Origin of the sequence: Candidatus Vicinibacter proximus, from assembly GCA_016713905.1 — a bacterium.
Taxonomy (GTDB): Bacteria; Bacteroidota; Bacteroidia; order Chitinophagales; family Saprospiraceae; genus Vicinibacter; species Vicinibacter proximus.
Genome location: JADJOE010000002.1, coordinates 142,030 through 165,850, shown reverse-complemented (window position 1 = coordinate 165,850; position 23,821 = coordinate 142,030). Strand labels below are relative to the sequence as shown.

The following is a 23,821-nucleotide window of genomic DNA, read 5'->3' as shown; positions in this document are numbered from 1 at the left end:
ACTTCTTATTGTCTGATAATTACTTCCTTAGATTTGATCCATTGCCTATCAATATGCCGAATTGTGCATTTACTTTTAAAGATAGGGGAGGCAATGATGCTAAAGACAGTGATGTGAGTCCAAGTGGTATTACTGCATGTACATTCTTGCAATGGGGAGAAAGAGACAGTACCTGGGATGCGGGATTGGTTGAGCTGGCAAAATATGGTGATTATGTATGGCATGACCGCGATGCAGATGGTGTGCAGGAAGTTGGCGAAGAAGGAATAAAGGATGTTGTCGTGACACTTTACGATTCGGATACTCGTTTGCCTGTAAAAACAACAACAACCGATGCAACCGGAAAATATCTCTTTGAATATTTGATGCCTGGCAATTACTATGCTAAGTTTGAATGGCATCCTATGTGGAATCAAACTACTTCAAATCAAGGTAGCGATACAAAGGATAGTGATGTAGATGGAAGCAATGGATCACAAACAACTGCAAGTACTTACCTCAGCCCTGGCGAAGATGACAGAACATGGGATCTTGGTTTGTATAAGTGTATCATGATCGGAGGTAGAGTATTCTTTGATAAAGACAAAGATGGAATTTTTGATCCGACAGAAAATGGTTTGAATGGATTAGATGTGTATTTAGTGGATGCAATGAGCGGAGCTGTTGTTTCTAAATTAAAGACTGCTGTCAATCCATCGACACCATCGGATGACGGATATTATAAATTCGCATGCATAAAACCTGGGATGTATCATGTTAAATTTGAAAGACCAGGACATTTAGCAGCATCAGAGCCATTTAAAGGAGGCAATACAGATAAAGACAGCGACATCAGCCATGAATTTGGTGTGAATACGACCAGGAAATTTACAGTATTGAGTGGTGATATGATCTTGAATGTAGGAGCAGGCTTCCAGGATAAAGCGACCTTAGGAGACCGAGTATGGTTGGATCGCAACTTTAATGGAATACAGGATGGAAATGAAGAACCTGTTCAGGGCGTAAAGGTTGCAGCGTATACACCTGGTGGGGTGATGGTAAGTGAGGCTACATCTGGATTTGATGGGACCTACATGTTGGATGGTGTTGCACAGGGAGACTATTATGTGAAATTCACCGCGCCGGTAAGTTTTGGGTTTACCATACCACATACAGGATCTGATAATGTGGACAATGATGTGGATGGAACGAACGGATATGGAACAACAAGAATGTACAGGGTTCAAACCGGAGATGCCTTCCCGACCATAGATGCAGGATTGGTATATCAGGTTCTTCCATTGGAGTGGCTAAGTTTTGAGGCAAATTACAATGGAGAATTTACTGAGCTTGATTGGGCAACCGGAGTGGAAATCAACAATGGCCACTTTGAGGTAGAAAGGCGACATGAAAGTGAAACAGAGTTTAAAGCAATTGGTCAGGTAGACGCATCGATTGAGACAGGAGCATCCAGGCATGATTATGAAATGGATGATTTGAATGTAAACCAATCAGAGTGTATTATTACAGAATCAAGCAAGTGGACAGAGATGGAAAATACAACTATAGCAAAGTGATATCTATCCGAGTTCAGCGAGGAAAAGATTTGAGTATAGAGATCTATCCAAATCCGGTAGACGACTTATTGAAAGTAGAAATAGGATTATCAGAAAATGGATTGCTGGAGTCAAGGGTATTTGACAACCATGGTAAGAGTGTTCTGGTAAATCCATTCGGAGGAAATTATATGAAAGCAGGCAAGTACAGTGAATTAATAAATACATCTGTACTCACCCCTGGTCAATATAATCTTCAAATCAAAACCAATAATGGATTGATCAATAAGAGATTTACTGTATCCAGATAGTTGGATCAATTGAAAACAATTTAATGTTAAAAACCCGGAGGAAATCTATTCCTCCGGGTTTTTAATTTTTAGCCAAATGGGATTTATCGACAAAATTATTGTTCGTTTTATTTTCTATAGCTGTAAAATTTCAGAAACAATTCAATGAGAATTTAAAACTTACTGACTTGATTTGGAAAAAATTTGCTTTTGAAATGTGTATGTAATTATGGATGTTTAATTAATTGCATTTACTTATATAGTTTCATCAATTCATTTAGTAAGTATGTAATTTTCATAATCAGTCTGGAGGTATTTTCAATAGGATCGATAAAATAGGGAGCTGTGCTGAATTGATTAAAAAATAGTTGCCCTTATGAATATCAAATTAGGCTGTGGTAGAGTTACCGAAAGTATTAATTGTTTAAAAATAATAAATTTAAAGTAGATAAATCTCAACAAATATAAATATTTAAAATATTAATAATCAATAAAATATAAATTATAAATAATAAATATATTAAAATATTATAATATATAAATAGAAATAGTTTAATTTTGCTTGCCCTTTTGGTATATCCCTTAAACACTTAGGAGGATTTGATCAAATCCTTTTCTTCTTATGCGATTTTCAGAGTTAAAATTTGTTGATTCAGAAATTGGATCTAAGGTTTGTCGCAGTACAAAATTCATTTTTTACTAAAAAAATGAAATAATAAGTCTGGTGAATTATTCAATGATTTTGATCAATCAAGTAAGCCTTAATAATTATTTAATTAGTCTACTTCCATTTAATATTTTTTATGTATCCGAAAATTTTATTCGATTTTAGAACCAACGAAAATAAATTTTTTCACTATCTTTTAAGATTAGTGAATTGCTTTGTTCTATGCTTTTTTACATTTGGTTTGATTGAATCAGTTGGGGCACAAAAAAATTCAGGGTCATCGGTAACGCTTGAATCCATTGTAAAGCAAACCCTAAAAAAGAATGCCGAGGTTCTTCGATTTATGCAGAATAAGGGTCAGTTAGAGAACGATGACATTTTGTATTACCTCGAAAGCAAACAGGGTACCGTCTTGATTGAAAAAAGCCGTATTCGTTTTGTAGCGAAGGAATATGTTCACCTGGAGGGAAGCACGAATAGTTCGGAGAATAGGCTTACAGGTACACATACATTTACTTTAAATTTCAACAATTACAATCCAAAAGTAAAGGCTGTTTTAGGAAGTACATTTGGAACAAAATACAACTATATTTTAGGTAACGATCCGAATCAATATACTTCCGGAGTTATTGCAGCTAAAGACGTAACATTAGAAGATGTTTTTACAGGGATCGATATCAGAATATACAGTAATGATGATGGGTCTTTAGAGTTTGACTGGATTTTAGATCCGGGAGCTGATTATCGAAATATTGATTTATTGTTTGAAGGACAAGATAAACTTTCTGTTGATAAAGATGGAAATCTGGATATTGGTTTGAGATTCACAAAAGTAAAATTTAATGTACCTGAATCCTATCAAATTACAGAAAATGGAAAGAAACCGGTTAAATTTTCATTTGATATAAAAGGCGGAAAATCTGTGGGTTTTAAAACCAATCATAAAGTTGATCCAAATCTTCCATTAATTATTGATCCGATATTAAGCTGGGGGACATTTATGGATGGAAACACAATCGATTTTGATCAATATCTATTTGCCATTCAGGTTGACCCTGCAGATGGCATGGTATATTGTGCCGGAGGAAGTAATCAAAGCATTGTAACCAATGCCGCACCCTATGACGCCAATGGTTATTTGAATACTGTTGGAGGGCTTAGTTCGACAGGAACTCCTCGTGTTGCCATATTATATAGAATCAATAGTTCAGGAACGGACTTAGTGGATTTGACCTTATATGGACCTAACACGGTTGGATTTTTGGATCAGGTCGTAGCCTATGGTTTAAGTCTGGCACCAAGTCGTGTATACATTTGCGGATAAACCAATGTCAATGTGCCCATGGCCGGTACCTCATTTGATGCCACACGGAATAGTGGAGATGGTTTTGTAGCAGCATTTTCCAGAGATTTGGGCACTTTGGATTATGCTACTTATATTGGTGGAACTGCGGATGAATTTCCAGCCGCCACTTCAATCAGAGCTCTGGATGATAATTCCTTTATTGTTGGATTTACTGCAGAAGCTGCCTTACCTGCTGCCTATATTTCTGCCGGATCCGCACAGACTACATTTGGTGGAGGAGCAGACATGTGGTTAGGAAAATTTACAAATTTAAATTCATTGAATTGGGGAACATATGTTGGAGGAAGTTCGGCGGAGACATTTAATGATCTGGAGGTTTTTTCAGATGGCAGAGTTGCATTTTGTGGTTTTGGAGTTGGATCATTAACTGAAGTGGCAAGTGCTGCAGGCAGATCTACTGGGACGGATGAAGATGGTATAATTGGTATTTTGAAAGCGGATGGATCAGCTTTTAATTATTTAGATGAAATAGGCGGTACAGGTGGGGACCGAATTAATGATTTTGAAATAGTAAATAATTTAGTTTATTGGACTGGTGTTGGGGCAAATGGATTTCCAGTATCCGGTTCCGGTGTTTACCAATCGACTTATTATGGCGGAATCTCAGACGTAGTGTTAGGAAAGTAGGAGATACAGGTGGAAGTGGAAATTACAGTGCAACATTTTATGGTACTGCCTTAAAAGACATAGGAAGTGGCATTCAATTGGTGTCACAAACTGATTGTGCCGGAAACAGTGAATCCATCATTTTAATATTCGGTTCAACGAATTCAAGTGGTTTACCTACTGTAAATATTAACGGAGAAAGTTTTTATAACTCAACTTTTAGTGCCGGAATTGATCTTTTTTTTGCTGGATTTAATGGAGTATTAGATAGCTTGATTTTCGGATCATACATTGGTGGAAGTCGGGATGATTATTTAGGGGATACCGGAGATCCAAGAGGAGCCAATCATCTAAATGTAAACGGTGCGGATGTTTATTGCGGGACGACAACGCATAGTTCATCGCATACGCCGACACTAGCTTCCGGAGGTTTTGATACCGGTAAGAGTAATACCACAGATGATGCGCATATTTTGTTTTCCATTCAGTTTACTTCTTTATTAAAAAGTGACTATGGGGATGCACCATCAACTTACGGAACCCCTTCTCATATTCTGGATTGTGCCAATCTCCGAATTGACGGATTGTTGGACGATGAAATGAGTACACAAAATTCAACCAATGCCGATGGTGATGATGCCAATGGTTCAGATGATGAAGATGGTGTTGTTTCTTTTCCAACTTTAACGACCGGTGGTCCCCAAAACATAAGCGTTCAAGTGGTGAATGTGATGAATACCACGGGAAAGGTTGCTAATCTTTATGCTTGGATTGATTTGGATGGAGATGGAAATTTTTCGTCTAGTGAAATTCAATCAACCACTGTTGCAAATGGATTTTCCGGAAATAAAACATTGACATGGACAGGTGCTATGGTGAGTGGTTCGGTGGATGCTCACTATCTTAGGTTGCGTTTGACGACTACTAATTTAAATGACAATGCAGGGACTTCATTAGTGGATGAAAGGTCCACAGCAAGTGCTGCTAATGGGGAGGTGGAAGATTATCGGTTGGTTACACTGAATTGTCCTGTTGCACAAGTAGAAGTAGCTTGCCAAACCCAGACCTCTATTAATTCTAAATTTGCAACCTGGTTAACAAGTGTAACAGCTGGAGGTGGATGTAATGGTACGCTTTCCAACAACAATTCCGGAAATCCTTCAGCATGTGGAGCAGCCAAGACTGTCACTTTTACCTGGACCAGTAGCTGTGCACCCACAAGGACTTCATGTTCTTCAACTTTTACAGTAACAGCTGCCTCACAGGTTGTACTGAATTGTGCCTCTAACATTACCGAAGCAGCCTGTCAAACACAAACTGACATCAATTCAAAATATGCAACATGGTTGGCTACTACCACAAAAAGTGGAGGATGCAATGCCGTGTTAACCAACAACAGTACTGGTGCGCCTTTGGCCTGCGGAGGAAGTAAGACAGTAACATTTACAGTGACCAGTGATTGTGAAGCAGTAAAAACCTGCACTGCAAGTTTTACTGTTACTACAGCCCCTGCTGTTGTGTTAAATTGTGCCTCAAACGTTACAGAAGCAGCCTGTCAAACACAAACTGACATCAATTCAAAATATGCCACATGGTTGGCAACTACCACAAAAAGTGGAGGATGCAATGCCGTGTTAACCAATAATAGTACCGGAGCACCATTGGCATGTGGAGGAAGTAAGACAGTAATATTTACAGTGACCAGTGATTGTGAAGCAGTAAAAACCTGCACTGCAAGTTTTACTGTTACTACAGCCCCTGCTGTTGTGTTAAATTGTGCCTCAAACGTTACAGAAGCAGCCTGTCAAACACAAACTGACATCAATTCAAAATATGCCACATGGTTGGCAACTACCACAAAAAGTGGAGGATGCAATGCAGTATTAACCAATAATAGTACCGGAGCACCATTAGCATGTGGAGGAAGTAAGACAGTAACATTTACTGTTACTAGTGATTGCGAAGCAGTAAAAACCTGCACAGCAAGTTTTACCGTTACAACCGCCCCTGCTGTTGTTTTAAATTGTGTCTCTAACGTTACCGAAGCAGCATGTCAAACACAAACTGACATCAATTCAAAATATGCCACATGGTTGGCAACTACCACAAAAACTGGACTATGCACTGCAGTATTAACCAATAATAGTACCGGAGCACCATTGGCATGTGGAGGAAGTAAGACAGTAACATTTACTGTTACTAGTGATTGCGAAGCAGTAAAAACCTGCACAGCAAGTTTTACCGTTACAACCGCCCCTGCTGTTGTTTTAAATTGTGTCTCTAACGTTACCGAAGCAGCATGTCAAACACAAACTGACATCAATTCAAAATATGCAACATGGTTGACGACTGTAACAAAAAGCGGAGGATGCAATGCAGTATTAACCAACAACAGTACAGGTGCACCATTGGCATGCGGAGGAAGTAAGACGGTAATATTTACAGTGACCAGTGATTGTGAAGCAGTAAAAACCTGTACAGCAAGTTTTACCGTTACAACCGCCCCTGCTATTGTTTTAAATTGTGCCTCTAACGTTACCGAAGCAGCCTGTCAAACACAAACCGAAATCAATTCAAAATACGCCACATGGTTGGCAACTACCACAAAAAGCGGAGGATGCAATGCCGTGTTAACCAATAATAGTACCGGAGCACCATTGGCGTGCGGAGGAAGTAAGACAGTAATATTTACAGTGACCAGTGATTGCGAAGCAGTAAAAACCTGTACAGCTACATTTTCTGTTACAAACCCAGATAATGTAGTATTAAATTGTCCAAATTCAATTGTTGAAGTGGCTTGTCAAGGGCAAACCATGATTGATTCAAAATTTGCAACCTGGCTGGCCACAGCAAATGCATCTGGAGGATGTAATGGAGTTTTAACTAACAATAATTCTGGCGCACCGGATCATTGTTTAGGTGGCACAGCAATGGTTACATTTAATTATTCAAATTCATGTAGTCCGAGTCAAACCTGTAGTTCGACTTTTACCGTAATACAGGGTGTTCCCAGTTGGACTTTGATAAAGTCTAGCACAACAATTCCAAATAGCTATAATGAAGTAGGCGATTCGCTGACATACTCAATAACATTAGACAATACAGGTAACTTGTCTATCAGTAGCATTTTGGTCTCTGATCCGCAGGCCGATCCTGGAAGTATAATTTATGTTTCAGGTGACTTAAATAATAATTCAATATTAGAATCAAACGAAACCTGGATGTATACCGCCTCACACACGGTTACTCAAGCAGACTTAGATGCAGGTTCAATAATTAATACCGCAACATCAAATGGAACACCACAAGGAGGAACTCTTGTTCCTGCAAAAGATACAGCCTATATTCCGGCAATACAAACAATTACCATTGGATTGGTTAAAACCGGAACTCTTAATGCTAATGTCGTTGCACCAAACGGAATAGCAAATCCAGGAGATAAAATCAACTATGCTTTCAAAGTTACCAATACAGGCAATGTGACACTTTCCAATGTAATTGTCACAGATCCAATTATTACAGTAACAGGTGGACCAATCACTTTGGCTCCGGGAGCCATGGACAATACAACATTTACAGGTTCCTATACTTTGACACAAGTTGATATTGACGCTGGAAAGAAGGACAATACTGCTACAACAACAGGTGAAGGTCCGCAGAATCAAATTGCAACCAATTCAGATGATGAAACCGTAAACCTACCAAAATCAGCGAGCATAGACATTGTAAAAACAGGTGTGTGGAATGATGTCAATACAGATGGTAATGCAGATGCAGGAGAGACTGTAAGCTATACATTTAAAGTAACGAATACAGGTAATGTTACCTTGACAAATATTGTAGTAACAGATCCATTGTTTACCGTTACCGGAGGTCCTATTAGTTTAGCTCCCGGACAAATGGATAACACAACATTCACCGGAACCTACACCTTGTTACAAAGTGATGTGGATGCAGGTGTGCGATTAAATACGGCAACTGTAAATGGAAAAGATCCGCAAGACATTACGATAACCGACAGTGATGATGAAACAGTGAATCTGCCAAAATCTGCGAGCATAGATATTGTAAAAACCGGTGTGTGGAATGATGTCAATGCAGATGGTAATGCAGATGCAGGAGAGACAGTAAGCTATACATTTAAAGTAACGAATACAGGTAATGTTACCTTGACAAATATTGTAGTAACAGATCCATTGTTTGCTGTAAGTGGAGGACCGATTACGCTTGCTCCCGGACAAATGGACAACACAACATTCAACGGAACATACACTTTGTTGCAAAGTGATGTGGATGCAGGTGTGCGATTAAATACGGCAACTGTAAATGGAAAAGATCCGCAAGACATTACGATAACCGACAGTGATGATGAAACAGTGAATCTGCCAAAATCAGCAAGTATAGACATTGTAAAAACAGGGGTGTGGAATGATGTCAATGCAGATGGTAATGCAGATGCAGGAGAGACGGTAAGCTATACATTTAAAGTAACGAATACAGGAAACGTTACCTTGAACAATATTGTGGTAACAGATCCATTGTTTGCTGTAAGTGGAGGACCGATTACGCTTGCTCCCGGACAAATGGACAACACAACATTCACCGGAACATACACCTTGTTACAAAGTGATGTAAACGCAGGAGTTAGATTAAATACGGCAACAGTAAATGGTAAAGATCCGCAAGACATTACGATAACCGACAGTGATGATGAAACTGTAAACTTGCCAAAATCTGCGAGCATAGATATTGTAAAAATCGGTGTGTGGAATGATGGAAATGCAGATGGTAATGCAGATGCAGGAGAGACGGTAAGCTATACATTTAAAGTAACGAATACAGGTAATGTTACCTTGACAAATATTTTGGTAACAGATCCATTGTTTGCTGTAAGTGGAGGACCAATTAGTTTAGCTCCCGGACAAATGGACAACACAACATTCACCGGAACATACACCTTGTTACAAAGTGATGTGGATGCCGGAGTTAGATTAAATACGGCAACTGTAAAAGGAAAAGATCCGCAAGACATTACGATAACCGATAATGATGATGAGACTGTTAACTTACCAAAAGCAGCGAGTATAGATATTGTAAAAACTGGTGTATGGAATGATGCAAATATGGATGGCAATGCAGATGCAGGAGAGACCGTAAGCTATACATTTAAAGTAACGAATACAGGTAATGTTACCTTGACAAATATTGTGGTAACAGATCCATTGTTTGCTGTAAGTGGAGGACCAATTACGCTTGCACCTGGACAAATGGACAACACGACTTTCACCGGAACTTATGTATTGTTACAATCGGATGTAGATGCAGGTGTGCGATTAAATACGGCAACCGTAAATGGAAAAGATCCGCAAGACATTACGATAACCGACAGTGATGATGAAACTGTAACCTTACCAAAATCTGCGAGCATAGATATTGTAAAAACAGGTGTGTGGAATGATGTCAATGCAGATGGTAATGCAGATGCAGGAGAGACAGTAAGCTATACATTTAAAGTAACGAATACGGGGAATGTTACCTTGACAAATATTGTAGTAACAGATCCATTGTTTGCTGTAAGTGGAGGACCAATTACGCTTGCACCCGGACAAATGGACAACACGACATTCACCGGAACATACACCTTGTTACAAAGTGATGTAGATGCTGGTGTGCGATTAAATACCGCAACCGTAAATGGAAAAGATCCGCAGGACATTACGATAACCGATAGTGATGATGAAACAGTCAATCTGCCAAAATCTGCGAGCATAGATATTGTAAAAACCGGTGTGTGGAATGATGTCAATGCAGATGGTAATGCAGATGCAGGAGAGACAGTAAGCTATACATTTAAAGTAACGAATACAGGTAATGTTACCTTGACAAATATTTTAGTAACAGATCCATTGTTTGCTGTAAGTGGAGGACCGTTTACGCTTGCTCCCGGACAAATGGATAACACAACATTCACCGGAACATACACCTTGTTACAAAGTGATGTGGATGCCGGTGTTCGATTAAATACGGCAACTGTAAATGGAAAAGATCCGCAAGACATTACGATAACCGATAATGATGATGAAACAGTGAACTTACCAAAATCAGCGAGCATAGATATTGTAAAAACCGGTGTGTGGAATGATGGAAATGCAGATGGTAATGCAGATGCAGGAGAGACAGTAAGCTATACATTTAAAGTAACGAATACAGGTAATGTTTCCTTGACAAATATTGTGGTAACAGATCCATTGTTTGCTGTAAGTGGAGGACCAATTACGCTTGCTCCCGGACAAATGGACAACACAACATTCACCGGAACCTACACCTTGTTACAAAGTGATGTAGATGCCGGTGTGCGATTAAATTCCGCAACGGTAAATGGAAAAGATCCGCAAGACATTACGATAACCGATAATGATGATGAAACAGTGAATCTGCCAAAATCTGCGAGCATAGATATTGTAAAAACAGGTGTGTGGAATGATGTGAACGCAGATGGTAATGCAGATGCAGGAGAGACAGTAAGCTATACATTTAAAGTAACGAATACAGGAAACGTAACGCTTGACCAATATTGTAGTAACAGATCCATTGTTTACCGTTACCGGAGGTCCTATTAGTTTAGCTCCCGGACAAATGGACAACACAACATTCACCGGAACCTACACTTTGTTACAAAGTGATGTGGATGCAGGTGTGCGATTAAATACGGCAACTGTAAATGGAAAAGATCCGCAAGACATTACGATAACCGATAATGATGATGAAACTGTAACCTTACCAAAATCTGGGAGCATAGATATTGTAAAAACCGGTGTGTGGAATGATGTCAATACAGATGGTAATGCAGATGCAGGAGAGACAGTAAGCTATACATTTAAAGTAACGAATACAGGTAATGTTACCTTGACAAATATTGTGGTAACAGATCCATTGTTCACTGTAAGTGGAGGACCAATTACGCTTGCTCCCGGACAAATGGACAACACAACATTCACCGGAACATACACCTTGTTACAAAGTGATGTAGATGCCGGTGTTCGATTAAATACGGCAACTGTAAATGGAAAAGATCCACAGAATGTAACCATAAGTGATACAGATGATGAAACCGTAAACCTACCAAAATCAGCAAGTATAGACATTGTAAAAACCGGTGTGTGGAATGATGTGAACGCAGATGGTAATGCAGATGCAGGAGAGACAGTAAGCTATACATTTAAAGTGACGAATACAGGAAATGTTACCTTGACAAATATTGTAGTAACAGATCCATTGTTTGCTGTAAGTGGAGGACCGATTACGCTTGCTCCAGGACAAATGGACAACACAACTTTCACCGGAACCTACACCTTGTTACAAAGTGATGTGGATGCAGGTGTGCGATTAAATACGGCAACAGTAAATGGAAAAGATCCGCAAGACATTACGATAACCGATAGTGATGATGAAACTGTAAACTTGCCAAAATCTGCGAGCATAGATATTGTAAAAACAGGTGTGTGGAATGATGTCAATGCAGATGGTAATGCAGATGCAGGAGAGACAGTAAGCTATACATTTAAAGTAACGAATACAGGTAATGTTACCTTGACAAATATTGTAGTAACAGATCCATTGTTTGCTGTAAGTGGAGGACCAATTACGCTTGCTCCCGGACAAATGGACAACACTACATTCACCGGAACATACACCTTGTTACAAAGTGATGTGGATGCAGGTGTGCGATTAAATACGGCAACTGTAAAAGGAAAAGATCCGCAAAATGTAAACGTCAGTGATACGGATGATGAAACTGTAAACTTGCCAAAATCTGCGAGCATAGATATTGTAAAAACCGGTGTGTGGAATGATGTCAATGCAGATGGTAATGCAGATGCAGGAGAGACAGTAAGCTATACATTTAAAGTAACGAATACAGGTAATGTTACCTTGACAAATATTGTAGTAACAGATCCATTGTTTGCTGTAAGTGGAGGACCAATTACGCTTGCACCCGGACAAATGGACAACACAACATTCACCGGAACCTACACCTTGTTACAAAGTGATGTAAACGCAGGAGTAAGATTAAATACAGCAACCGTAAATGGAAAAGATCCGCAAGACATTACGATAACCGACAGTGATGATGAAACTGTAAACTTGCCAAAATCTGCGAGCATAGATATTGTAAAAACAGGTGTGTGGAATGATGTCAATGCAGATGGTAATGCAGATGCAGGAGAGACGGTAAGCTATACATTTAAAGTGACGAATACGGGGAATGTTACCTTGACAAGTATTGTGGTAACAGATCCATTGTTTGCTGTAAGTGGAGGTCCTATTAGTTTAGCTCCCGGACAAATGGATAACACAACATTCACCGGAACATACACCTTGTTACAAAGTGATGTGGATGCAGGTGTGCGATTAAATACGGCAACTGTAAATGGAAAAGATCCGCAAGACATTACGATAACCGATAATGATGATGAAACAGTGAATCTGCCAAAATCAGCGAGCATAGATATTTTAAAAACAGGTGTATGGAATGATGGAAATGCAGATGGTAATGCCGATGCAGGAGAGACGGTAAGCTATACATTTAAAGTAACGAATACAGGTAATGTTACCTTGACAAATATTTTGGTAACAGATCCATTGTTCACTGTAAGTGGAGGACCAATTACGCTTGCTCCCGGACAAATGGACAACACTACATTCACCGGAACATACACCTGGTTACAAAGTGATGTGGATGCAGGTGTGCGATTAAATACGGCAACTGTAAAAGGAAAAGATCCGCAAAATGTAAACGTCAGTGATACGGATGATGAAACTGTAAACTTGCCAAAATCTGCGAGCATAGATATTGTAAAAACCGGTGTGTGGAATGATGTCAATGCAGATGGTAATGCAGATGCAGGAGAGACAGTAAGCTATACATTTAAAGTAACGAATACAGGTAATGTTACCTTGACAAATATTGTAGTAACAGATCCATTGTTTGCTGTAAGTGGAGGACCAATTACGCTTGCACCCGGACAAATGGACAACACAACATTCACCGGAACCTACACTTTGTTACAAAGTGATGTAAACGCAGGAGTAAGATTAAATACGGCAACCGTAAATGGAAAAGATCCGCAAGACATTACGATAACCGACAGTGATGATGAAACTGTAAACTTGCCAAAATCTGCGAGCATAGATATTGTAAAAACAGGTGTGTGGAATGATGTCAATGCAGATGGTAATGCAGATGCAGGAGAGACGGTAAGCTATACATTTAAAGTGACGAATACGGGGAATGTTACCTTGACAAGTATTGTGGTAACAGATCCATTGTTTGCTGTAAGTGGAGGTCCTATTAGTTTAGCTCCCGGACAAATGGATAACACAACATTCACCGGAACATACACCTTGTTACAAAGTGATGTGGATGCAGGTGTGCGATTAAATACGGCAACTGTAAATGGAAAAGATCCGCAAGACATTACGATAACCGATAATGATGATGAAACAGTGAATCTGCCAAAATCAGCGAGCATAGATATTTTAAAAACAGGTGTATGGAATGATGGAAATGCAGATGGTAATGCCGATGCAGGAGAGACGGTAAGCTATACATTTAAAGTAACGAATACAGGTAATGTTACCTTGACAAATATTGTGGTAACAGATCCATTGTTCACTGTAAGTGGAGGACCAATTACGCTTGCTCCCGGACAAATGGACAACACAACATTCACCGGAACATACACCTTGTTACAAAGTGATGTAGATGCTGGTGTTCGATTAAATACCGCAACCGTAAATGGAAAAGATCCGCAAGACATTACGATAACCGACAGTGATGATGAAACCATCAACTTACCAAAATCTGCAAGCATAGATATTGTAAAAACCGGTGTGTGGAATGATGGAAATGCAGATGGTAATGCAGATGCAGGAGAGACGGTAAGCTATACATTTAAAGTAACGAATACAGGTAATGTTACCTTGACAAATATTGTAGTAACAGATCCATTGTTCACTGTAAGTGGAGGACCAATTACGCTTGCTCCCGGACAAATGGACAACACAACATTCACAGGAACCTACACCTTGTTACAAAGTGATGTAGATGCCGGTGTTCGATTAAATACGGCAACTGTAAAAGGAAAAGATCCGCAAGACATTACGATAACCGACAGTGATGATGAAACAGTGAATTTGCCAAAATCAGCAAGTATAGACATTGTAAAAACCGGTGTGTGGAATGATGTCAATGCAGATGGTAATGCAGATGCAGGAGAGACAGTAAGCTATACATTTAAAGTAACGAATACAGGAAATGTTACCTTGACAAATATTGTAGTAACAGATCCATTGTTTGCTGTAAGTGGAGGACCAATTACCCTTGCTCCCGGACAAATGGACAACACAACATTCACAGGAACCTACACCTTGTTACAAAGTGATGTGGATGCCGGTGTGCGATTAAATACGGCAACTGTAAATGGAAAAGATCCGCAAGACATTACGATAACCGACAGTGATGATGAAACAGTGAATCTGCCAAAATCAGCAAGTATAGACATTGTAAAAACAGGTGTGTGGAATGATGGAAATGCAGATGGTAATGCCGATGCAGGAGAGACTGTAAGCTATACATTTAAAGTAACGAATACAGGTAATGTTACCTTGACAAATATTGTGGTAACAGATCCATTGTTTGCTGTAAGTGGAGGACCAATTACGCTTGCTCCCGGACAAATGGACAACACAACATTCACCGGAACATACACCTTGTTACAAAGTGATGTAGATGCAGGTGTTAGATTAAATACGGCAACTGTAAAAGGAAAAGATCCGCAAAATGTAAACGTCAGTGATACGGATGATGAAACAGTAAACTTGCCAAAATCAGCGAGCATAGATATTGTAAAAACCGGTGTGTGGAATGATGTCAATGCAGATGGTAATGCCGATGCAGGAGAGACTGTAAGCTATACATTTAAAGTAACGAATACAGGTAATGTTACCTTGACAAATATTGTGGTAACAGATCCATTGTTTGCTGTAAGTGGAGGACCGATTACGCTTGCTCCCGGACAAATGGACAACACTACATTCACCGGAACATACACCTTGTTACAAAGTGATGTAGATGCAGGTGTGCGATTAAATACGGCAACTGTAAATGGAAAAGATCCACAGAATGTAACCATAAGTGATACAGATGATGAAACCGTAAACCTACCAAAAGCAGCGAGCATAGACCTTATAAAAACAGGTGTATGGAATGATGTGAACGCAGATGGTAATGCAGATGCAGGAGAGACTGTAAGCTATACATTTAAAGTAACGAATACGGGGAATGTTACCTTGACAAATATTTTGGTAACAGATCCATTGTTTGCTGTAAGTGGAGGTCCTATTAGTTTAGCTCCCGGACAAATGGACAACACAACATTCACCGGAACATACACCTTGTTACAAAGTGATGTGGATGCAGGTGTTCGATTAAATACGGCAACTGTAAAAGGAAAAGATCCGCAAGACATTACGATAACCGACAGTGATGATGAAACTGTAAACTTGCCCAAATCTGCGAGTATAGACCTTATAAAAACCGGTGTGTGGAATGATGTCAATGCAGATGGTAATGCAGATGCAGGAGAGACAGTAAGCTATACATTTAAAGTGACGAATACAGGTAATGTTACCTTGACAAATATTGTGGTAACAGATCCATTGTTTGCTGTAAATGGAGGACCTATTACGCTTGCACCCGGACAAATGGTTAACACAACATTCACCGGAACATACACCTTGTTACAAAGTGATGTGGATGCAGGTGTTCGATTAAATACGGCAACCGTAAGAGGAAAAGATCCGCAAGACATTACGATAACCGACAGTGATGATGAAACAGTAAACTTGCCAAAATCAGCGAGCATAGATATTGTAAAAACCGGTGTGTGGAATGATGGAAATGCAGATGGCAATGCAGATGCAGGAGAGACAGTAAGCTATACATTTAAAGTAACAAATACGGGGAATGTTACCTTGACAAATATTGTAGTAACAGATCCATTGTTTGTTGTAAGTGGAGGACCAATTACGCTTACACCCGGACAAATGGACAACACAACATTTACCGGAACATACACCTTGTTACAAAGTGATGTAGATGCCGGTGTTCGATTAAATACGGCAACTGTAAATGGAAAAGATCCGCAAGACATTACGATAACCGATAATGATGATGAAACAGTGAATCTGCCAAAATCAGCGAGCATAGATATTTTAAAAACAGGTGTATGGAATGATGGAAATGCAGATGGTAATGCAGATGCAGGAGAGACAGTAAGCTATACATTTAAAGTAACGAATACAGGAAATGTTACCTTGACAAGTATTGTGGTAACAGATCCATTGTTTACTGTAAGTGGAGGACCAATTACGCTTGCACCCGGACAAATGGATAACACAACATTCACCGGAACATACACCTTGTTGCAAAGTGATGTGGATGCAGGTGTTCGATTAAATACGGCAACCGTAAATGGAAAAGATCCGCAAGACATTACGATAACCGATAGTGATGATGAAACTGTAACCTTACCAAAATCTGCGAGCATAGATATTGTAAAAACCGGTGTGTGGAATGATGTCAATGCAGATGGTAATGCAGATGCAGGAGAGACGGTAAGCTATACATTTAAAGTAACGAATACGGGGAATGTTACCTTGACAAATATTGTAGTAACAGATCCATTGTTTGCTGTTAGTGGAGGACCGATTACGCTTGCTCCCGGACAAATGGACAACACAACATTCACCGGAACATACACCTTGTTACAAAGTGATGTGGATGCCGGTGTTCGATTAAATACGGCAACTGTAAAAGGAAAAGATCCGCAAGACATTACGATAACCGACAGTGATGATGAAACAGTGAATCTGCCAAAATCTGCGAGCATAGATATTGTAAAAACCGGTGTGTGGAATGATGTCAATGCAGATGGCAATGCAGATGCAGGAGAGACATTAAGCTATACATTTAAAGTAACGAATACAGGAAATGTTACCTTGACAAATATTTTGGTAACAGATCCATTGTTTGCTGTAAGTGGAGGACCTATTACGCTTGCACCCGGACAAATGGTTAACACAACATTCACCGGAACATACACCTTGTTACAAAGTGATGTAGATGCCGGTGTGCGATTAAATACCGCAACCGTAAATGGAAAAGATCCGCAAGACATTACGATAACCGACAGTGATGATGAAACTGTGAATCTGCCACAATACCCAAAGATTGGATTATCAAAAAAGCTGATTTCTGCAGTGAACAATTTGGACGGAACATTTACGGCAAAATTTGAATTGAACATTTTGAATATTGGCAATGTCACTCTAGGAGACATTCAACTCACAGATAATATTACTTCGGAATTTGGGAATTATGTGAATCTATCTCCATCAATTCCTGGTCAATATACCATAAGTAATTTTGCAATTATTTCTAATTCTATAAACCCATTGACATTGAATTATGCATTTGATGGAATGACAAATCAAAATATTTTCAATACTGGTTTAGGTGGTACTTTAGTTGTGGGAGAAAACATGAAAGTAGGCTTAAGTATTTTATTCAGACCCAACAAGTACAAATACATTAATCAAGCAACGGTTTTTGGTGATAAGCCTTTCAATGACGATCCTATTGGAGTTCCTGATGATGATCCTGAAGATACCAGGGATGATTCTGACACCGGTGGTAACAGTACAAATGATCCAAGTCAGGGAGGAATAAATCCGGAAGAGCCGGGCGATATGGGAACAGTAGATGATCCTACCTTAATCAAAATTCCTGCAAGCCAATTAAGCGGACAAGCCTGGAATGATTTGAATGGGAATGGAATTCAAGAACCTGGAGAGCCTGGGTTAATTGGCATAGAAACGTGGTTGTACAAATGTGATGGTACATTGGTTAGAAAGGATACTACCGATAACTTAGGTAATTATTTATTTGATTTCATTCCATCTCCCGTGGATTATTATGTAGTTTTTAAACCGGGAATTTACCTACCAGACTATGGATTTACTACTCAGAATGTGGGTATGGATGACCAAATAGATAGTGATGTAAATCCAGGAGGAAAAGGCCCTTGCGTTACCCTGAATCTATTTGATATGGTAGATAACTACGACGCCGGATTAGTAAATCTTTCGACTTATGGTGATTTCGTTTGGCACGATAAGAATGGAAATGGAATTCAAGATATAGGAGAGAATGGAGTTTATGGGGTTAAAGTTACCTTGTTTGATGCTTCAACTAATCTTCCTTCCCGAACCACCACTACGGATGTCAACGGTATTTATTTATTCGATAAGTTGTTGCCAAAAAGTTATTATGCCCAATATGACCCACCTTCAGGATGGAACATAAGCCAAGCCAATGTTGGCAATGATGTCAGGGATAGTGACGTGGATAACAGCAACGGATTGAGAACAAACGCTACAACATATATCAGTCCTGGAGAAATAGACAGGACTTGGGATCTTGGATTATACAATTGTGCAATGATTAGTGGACGTACTTTCTTTGACGTTAACAAAAATGGTGTATTCGATATTCAGGAGAATGGTTTAAATGGGCTTAAAGTTCAGTTGATTGATGCGATGAATGGGAGTGTAATCGAGACTGTGACTACATCGTTTAATCCATCGACACCATCGGATGACGGATATTATAAATTCGCATGCATAAAACCTGGGATGTATCATGTTAAATTTGAAAGACCAGGACATTTAGCAGCATCAGAGCCATTTAAAGGAGGCAATACAGATAAAGACAGCGACATCAGCCATGAATTTGGTGTGAATACGACCAGGAAATTTACAGTATTGAGTGGTGATATGATCTTGAATGTAGGAGCAGGCTTTCAGGATAAAGCGACCTTAGGAGACCGAGTATGGTTGGATCGCAACTTTAATGGAATACAGGATGGAAATGAAGAACCTGTTCAGGGCGTAAAGGTTGCTGCGTATACACCTGGCGGGGTGATGGTAAGTGAGGCTACATCTGGATTTGATGGGACCTACATGTTGGATGGTGTTGCACAGGGAGACTATTATGTGAAATTTACCGCGCCGGTAAGTTTTGGGTTTACCATACCACATACAGGATCTGATAATGTGGACAATGATGTGGATGGAACCAACGGATATGGAACAACAAGAGTGTACAGGGTTCAAACAGGAGATGCATTTCCTACCATAGATGCGGGATTGGTGTATCAGGTTCTGCCATTGGAGTGGCTAAGTTTTGAGGCAAATTACAATGGAGAATTTACTGAGCTTGATTGGGCAACCGGAGTGGAAATCAACAATGGCCACTTTGAGGTAGAAAGGCGACATGAAAGTGAAACAGAGTTTAAAGCAATTGGTCAGGTAGACGCATCGATTGAGACGGGAGCATCCAGGCATGATTATGAAATGGATGATTTGAATGTAAACCAATCCGGATTGTATTATTACAGAATCAAGCAAGTGGACAGAGATGGAAAATACAACTATAGCAAAGTGATATCTATCCGAGTTCAGCGAGGAAAAGATTTGAGTATAGAGATCTATCCAAATCCGGTAGACGACTTATTGAAAGTAGAAATAGGATTATCAGAAAATGGATTGCTGGAGTCAAGGGTATTTGACAACCATGGTAAGAGTGTTCTGGTAAATCCATTCGGAGGAAATTATATAAAAGCAGGCAAGTACAGTGAATTAATAAATACATCTGTACTCACTCCTGGTCAATATAATCTTCAAATCAAAACCAATAATGGATTGATTAATAAGAGATTTACTGTTTCCAGATAACTTTTACAGGATAGTAACTAAAGTGAAAGCAATTTAACCCAGTGGAATTTTCTGCCGGGTTTTTTATTTTGTTTCTTAGGATTAAAAAAAGTTAAGTTGAATCATCCAGGATTGGATTATAATCTTTGCTTTCCATAATTCCAAAAATAGCTTATTAAATTTTCATTTAACCTTGGTTAAGAGACTACTGAATCTATTTCTCTAATTTTTTTAACACTTTCCTAATATTATTTTAACGCTACATTATTAATCCAAAGCGGAGAATTTTCGTCAAAGTAATAAATTCAAAAAATGAAAAAGAAGATTTTCTCTATGTTGGCTTTTGCTTTTTTTTATGCAAAGTTTGTTTGCTCAATTTCAAATGGGGATAGAAGTTGGACCATCAGTAAGTAATATGAGCATAAAAGGCACCGGTAGTTTGATCAATGACCCAGATCCCTTTTTGGGAATTAAAGCAGGTGTTTCTGCCAGTTTTGCACCGATAGACGCTTTTAGCATAAAATCCGGATTGTATTACCACAAAACCGGTTTTATCGCAAGTCAATCTTTGGGTTTTGAAATTTTTGATGTAGACATTCCGGCAAATCTTAAGGCAATTACACAATTACATTTTATAGAAATGCCGGTTCTTGATCAATGTAATTTTGGGAAAGGTGCAGTGCAAGGTTATATAGAAGCAGGTCCGCAGATGAGTCTTGCTGTGGATGGGGACATTCGGACCCGTGCAAGTTTATTGGTAGACTTCAATTTGGGTACTTATGACATCAATATGCGAAATTCAAATTTCAGACAATTTGAATGGGGCGGTGTAATAGGTGCTGGGATAAAATGGAAACTGAATGAATCTTTGGGAATGTCCTTAGGGACTCAATATTTGAAGGGATTCACCGATCTAACCAATGAGCCAATCCTGGACATCAGAACTTCAAGAAATGCATTGAGCGCACAACTTGGATTACAATATAAATTCTAGTACTACCTATCTTTTAAATGATCAAGACTTTCTGGTTAAACACAGGAAGTCTTTTTTTATTGTATCAAACCATTAATCTTGCAGGACAAGTAACAAGCTTACCTAATAGATCACCAGTAACATCAAATCCTTCTATAATAATTTCCTGCAAAGTGTTGATCATATCAATAGATGCATCCGGCAAATTTACCCTAAGATAATTGTCCGTAAATCCGGAAAGTCCTTCCATTTGCTCAACTTGTTTTTGCTCCAGTAAAACTGTTTGTCGGGTATTTAAAAATTGATGATAAAAATTATTTTTTTTCTTGATGGACAGATTTCTTAATTGCTGACTGCGCTGATGTCTTATGGATGGATCAATCTTTCCTTCCATCTCATTGGCTATTGTGTTGGGTCTTTCTGAATAAGTGAAAACATGAAGATAACTTACATCAATACCGTGGATAAAATCAAAGCTGTTTTGAAAATGATCATTGGTTTCACCGGGAAAACCAACAATTACATCCACACCAATACATGCATGTGGCATAACTTGTTTAATGTATTCCACCCGCTCTGCGTATAATTCTCTGCGATATCTGCGTTTCATCAGACTCAATATCTCGTTGTCACCAGATTGCAAAGGCATGTGAAAATGCGGCATAAATCTTTTCGATGCAGCAACAAAATCAATAACTTCTTTGGTGCACAAATTTGGCTCAATGGAGGATATCCTGAATCTGTCTATTTCATCCAACTCGTCCAGCGCTTTTATCAGATCGATAAACAAGGCTTCTTTTTTTGGTCGCTGACCTTCAATCACCTCCGTTCCATTTCCAAAGTCTCCAAGATTTACCCCAGTTAATACGATCTCTTTAACTCCCTTTTTTCCAATTTCACGGGCCATGGCAACAATGCTGTCCACTTCACCGGAACGTGATCTTCCCCGTGCCAAAGGAATGGTACAAAAGCTACATTTGTAATCACATCCATCCTGGACTTTCAGAAAAGTTCTGGTGCGATCTTCAATAGAATAGGATGGCATAAATTGGTTAACATCCCGGATATCTCCTGCGTAAATTTGACCAAGAGGATTCATCGGTTCCAGGTGTTGTAAATGCTCCAGGATATTAAATTTTTCAGCAGCACCCAAAACCATACTGACGCCCGGAATATTGGCTATTTCTGCCGGTTTTAGTTGGGCATAACAACCAATGACCAATACCTTTGCGGTGGAATTTTTTCTTAAAGCAGAACGAACAGCTTTACGACATTTTTTATCTGCCTGATCAGTAACTGAACAGGTATTGAGGATGTAAATGTCAGCCGCTTCTTCAAATGCTACTTCCTCATACCCCGCCTTACGGAATTGTTGGCTAATACCGGATGTTTCTGCAAAATTGAGTTTGCAGCCCAGGGTATGAAAGGAAACTGTGCGTCCTGTTGACAATTGTTGGATTTGAGCACAAAAATAGACTTATCTTGTTGAATCCACAAAAAGTAATCCGCAAAGAAGTAGGTATCACCTGATATTCTAATTATTTGGTTGGAATTCTATGTTTCAAGGATATCTTATTTTTAAAGTGTACCATTCCCCAAAGCTTGTTTATTTTTGCCTTCGAAACAATCATTATTTTCAACAATAAAATGTTTTTCCATAAAAATTACTTATGAATAAATATATTCTTTACTTACTGTTCATTTTTATTGTCATTGATCTATTTTCCTGCAAAAGCGATAAAAGAGTAGAAGTATTAAAATATTCTGTGTTGAATGAGTATCCTCATGATGGGAATAGCTTTACGCAAGGACTTGCATGGGAGAATGGTCAGTTATATGAAGGAACCGGACTTGAGGGAAAGTCAAAATTGCTAAGCGTAGAGTTAAGTTCAGGAAAGGTCATTAAATCCATTAGTCTTGCACCAGAATATTTTGGTGAAGGAATTTGTATTTTGAAAGATAAAATTTTTCAATTGACCTGGCAAAACAAAAAAGTTTTTGTTTACGACAAATCCACATTTAATTTGTTGCATACCTTTACCATTGCTACTGAAGGCTGGGGCATTTGTACAGATGGTCAAAATTTGATCGTCAGCGACGGAACCAATAAATTGAGTTTTTATGATCCGGACAAATTCCAATTGATCAAGGAATTATTCATCAAGGAAAAGAATGCGAACATTTACCATCTTAATGAATTGGAATATATTGACGGCAATGTATTTGCAAATAAATGGAACAGCGATCTGGTATATAGAATTGATCCTGTTTCCGGTACTGTAAACGGTAAATTAAATTTATCCGCTTTGACCAAAAAGCACAGGCAGCTCATCCTGATGCAGATGTACTGAATGGAATTGCTTTTAATCCACAAACCGGAAATATTTATGTTACAGGTAAAAGATGGTTGAGCCTTTTTGAAATTAGGCTGGATTAACTTTTTATATTTAGATGGAGTGCCTGTTAAAGGAAATTGTTTCTTAAAAATGGACAGATTAATTATTGTTGTGCGAAATCCCTGAATATAATTTAATGCGGCATAATGGG

At 38.9% G+C, this 23,821-nt stretch carries 10 protein-coding genes; 9 read left to right on the top strand and 1 reads right to left on the bottom strand.

Annotated elements, in window-relative coordinates:
* The first annotated feature begins 8 nt into the window (after positions 1–8).
* From IPJ83_07125 to IPJ83_07095, 7 genes are all read left to right on the top strand, one after another.
* On the top strand, positions 9–1,556 hold the full coding sequence (locus IPJ83_07125) for a hypothetical protein (protein MBK7880313.1): 1,548 nt from the start codon (positions 9–11) through the stop codon (positions 1,554–1,556).
* The gene (locus IPJ83_07120; GenBank protein ID MBK7880312.1) at positions 1,496–1,846 is read left to right on the top strand and encodes a T9SS type A sorting domain-containing protein; all 351 of its coding nucleotides are present in this window, start codon (positions 1,496–1,498) and stop codon (positions 1,844–1,846) included. The genes IPJ83_07125 and IPJ83_07120 overlap by 61 nt, the downstream gene beginning before the upstream one ends.
* Positions 1,847–2,628: 782 nt before the next feature.
* Positions 2,629–3,816 carry a hypothetical protein gene (locus tag IPJ83_07115; protein ID MBK7880311.1) on the top strand — a complete coding sequence of 396 codons (1,188 nt, stop codon included), beginning with the start codon at positions 2,629–2,631 and terminating at the stop codon, positions 3,814–3,816.
* An 18-nt stretch (positions 3,817–3,834) separates the two neighbouring features.
* Complete coding sequence (locus IPJ83_07110) at positions 3,835–4,485, top strand: hypothetical protein (protein MBK7880310.1); 651 nt, start codon at positions 3,835–3,837, stop codon at positions 4,483–4,485.
* A complete protein-coding gene (locus IPJ83_07105) occupies positions 4,386–11,084 on the top strand; it encodes a DUF11 domain-containing protein (GenBank protein ID MBK7880309.1) in 6,699 nt (2,232 codons plus the stop codon). Before IPJ83_07110 ends, IPJ83_07105 begins: the two co-directional genes overlap by 100 nt.
* Positions 11,029–20,322 (top strand): DUF11 domain-containing protein, encoded by a 9,294-nt coding sequence (locus IPJ83_07100; GenBank protein ID MBK7880308.1) that lies wholly within the window; start codon positions 11,029–11,031, stop codon positions 20,320–20,322. Before IPJ83_07105 ends, IPJ83_07100 begins: the two co-directional genes overlap by 56 nt.
* A gap of 334 nt (positions 20,323–20,656) precedes the next feature.
* On the top strand, positions 20,657–21,295 hold the full coding sequence (locus IPJ83_07095; protein MBK7880307.1) for a PorT family protein: 639 nt from the start codon (positions 20,657–20,659) through the stop codon (positions 21,293–21,295).
* Between the two features lie 64 nt (positions 21,296–21,359).
* On the opposite strand, the gene mtaB is transcribed toward IPJ83_07095, so the two are convergent.
* Positions 21,360–22,724 (bottom strand): tRNA (N(6)-L-threonylcarbamoyladenosine(37)-C(2))-methylthiotransferase MtaB, encoded by a 1,365-nt coding sequence (gene mtaB, locus IPJ83_07090; protein MBK7880306.1) that lies wholly within the window; start codon positions 22,722–22,724, stop codon positions 21,360–21,362.
* 220 nt (positions 22,725–22,944) lie between these two features.
* Between mtaB and IPJ83_07085 the strand changes: the two genes are divergently transcribed.
* Entirely contained in the window at positions 22,945–23,625 is a 681-nt protein-coding gene (locus IPJ83_07085; GenBank protein MBK7880305.1) for a glutaminyl-peptide cyclotransferase, read from the top strand.
* The gene (locus IPJ83_07080; protein MBK7880304.1) at positions 23,565–23,711 is read left to right on the top strand and encodes a glutaminyl-peptide cyclotransferase; all 147 of its coding nucleotides are present in this window, start codon (positions 23,565–23,567) and stop codon (positions 23,709–23,711) included. The genes IPJ83_07085 and IPJ83_07080 overlap by 61 nt, the downstream gene beginning before the upstream one ends.
* Positions 23,712–23,821: the final 110 nt, after the last annotated feature.

What these genes read in the sequence shown, in the direction of transcription:
- IPJ83_07115 (MBK7880311.1), top strand. Translation starts at nt 2,629, where the DNA reads ATGTATCCGAAAATTTTATTCGATTTTAGAACCAACGAAAATAAATTT.
- IPJ83_07110 (MBK7880310.1), top strand. Translation starts at nt 3,835, where the DNA reads ATGGCCGGTACCTCATTTGATGCCACACGGAATAGTGGAGATGGTTTT.
- IPJ83_07095 (MBK7880307.1), top strand. Translation starts at nt 20,657, where the DNA reads ATGCAAAGTTTGTTTGCTCAATTTCAAATGGGGATAGAAGTTGGACCA.
- IPJ83_07085 (MBK7880305.1), top strand. Translation starts at nt 22,945, where the DNA reads ATGAATAAATATATTCTTTACTTACTGTTCATTTTTATTGTCATTGAT.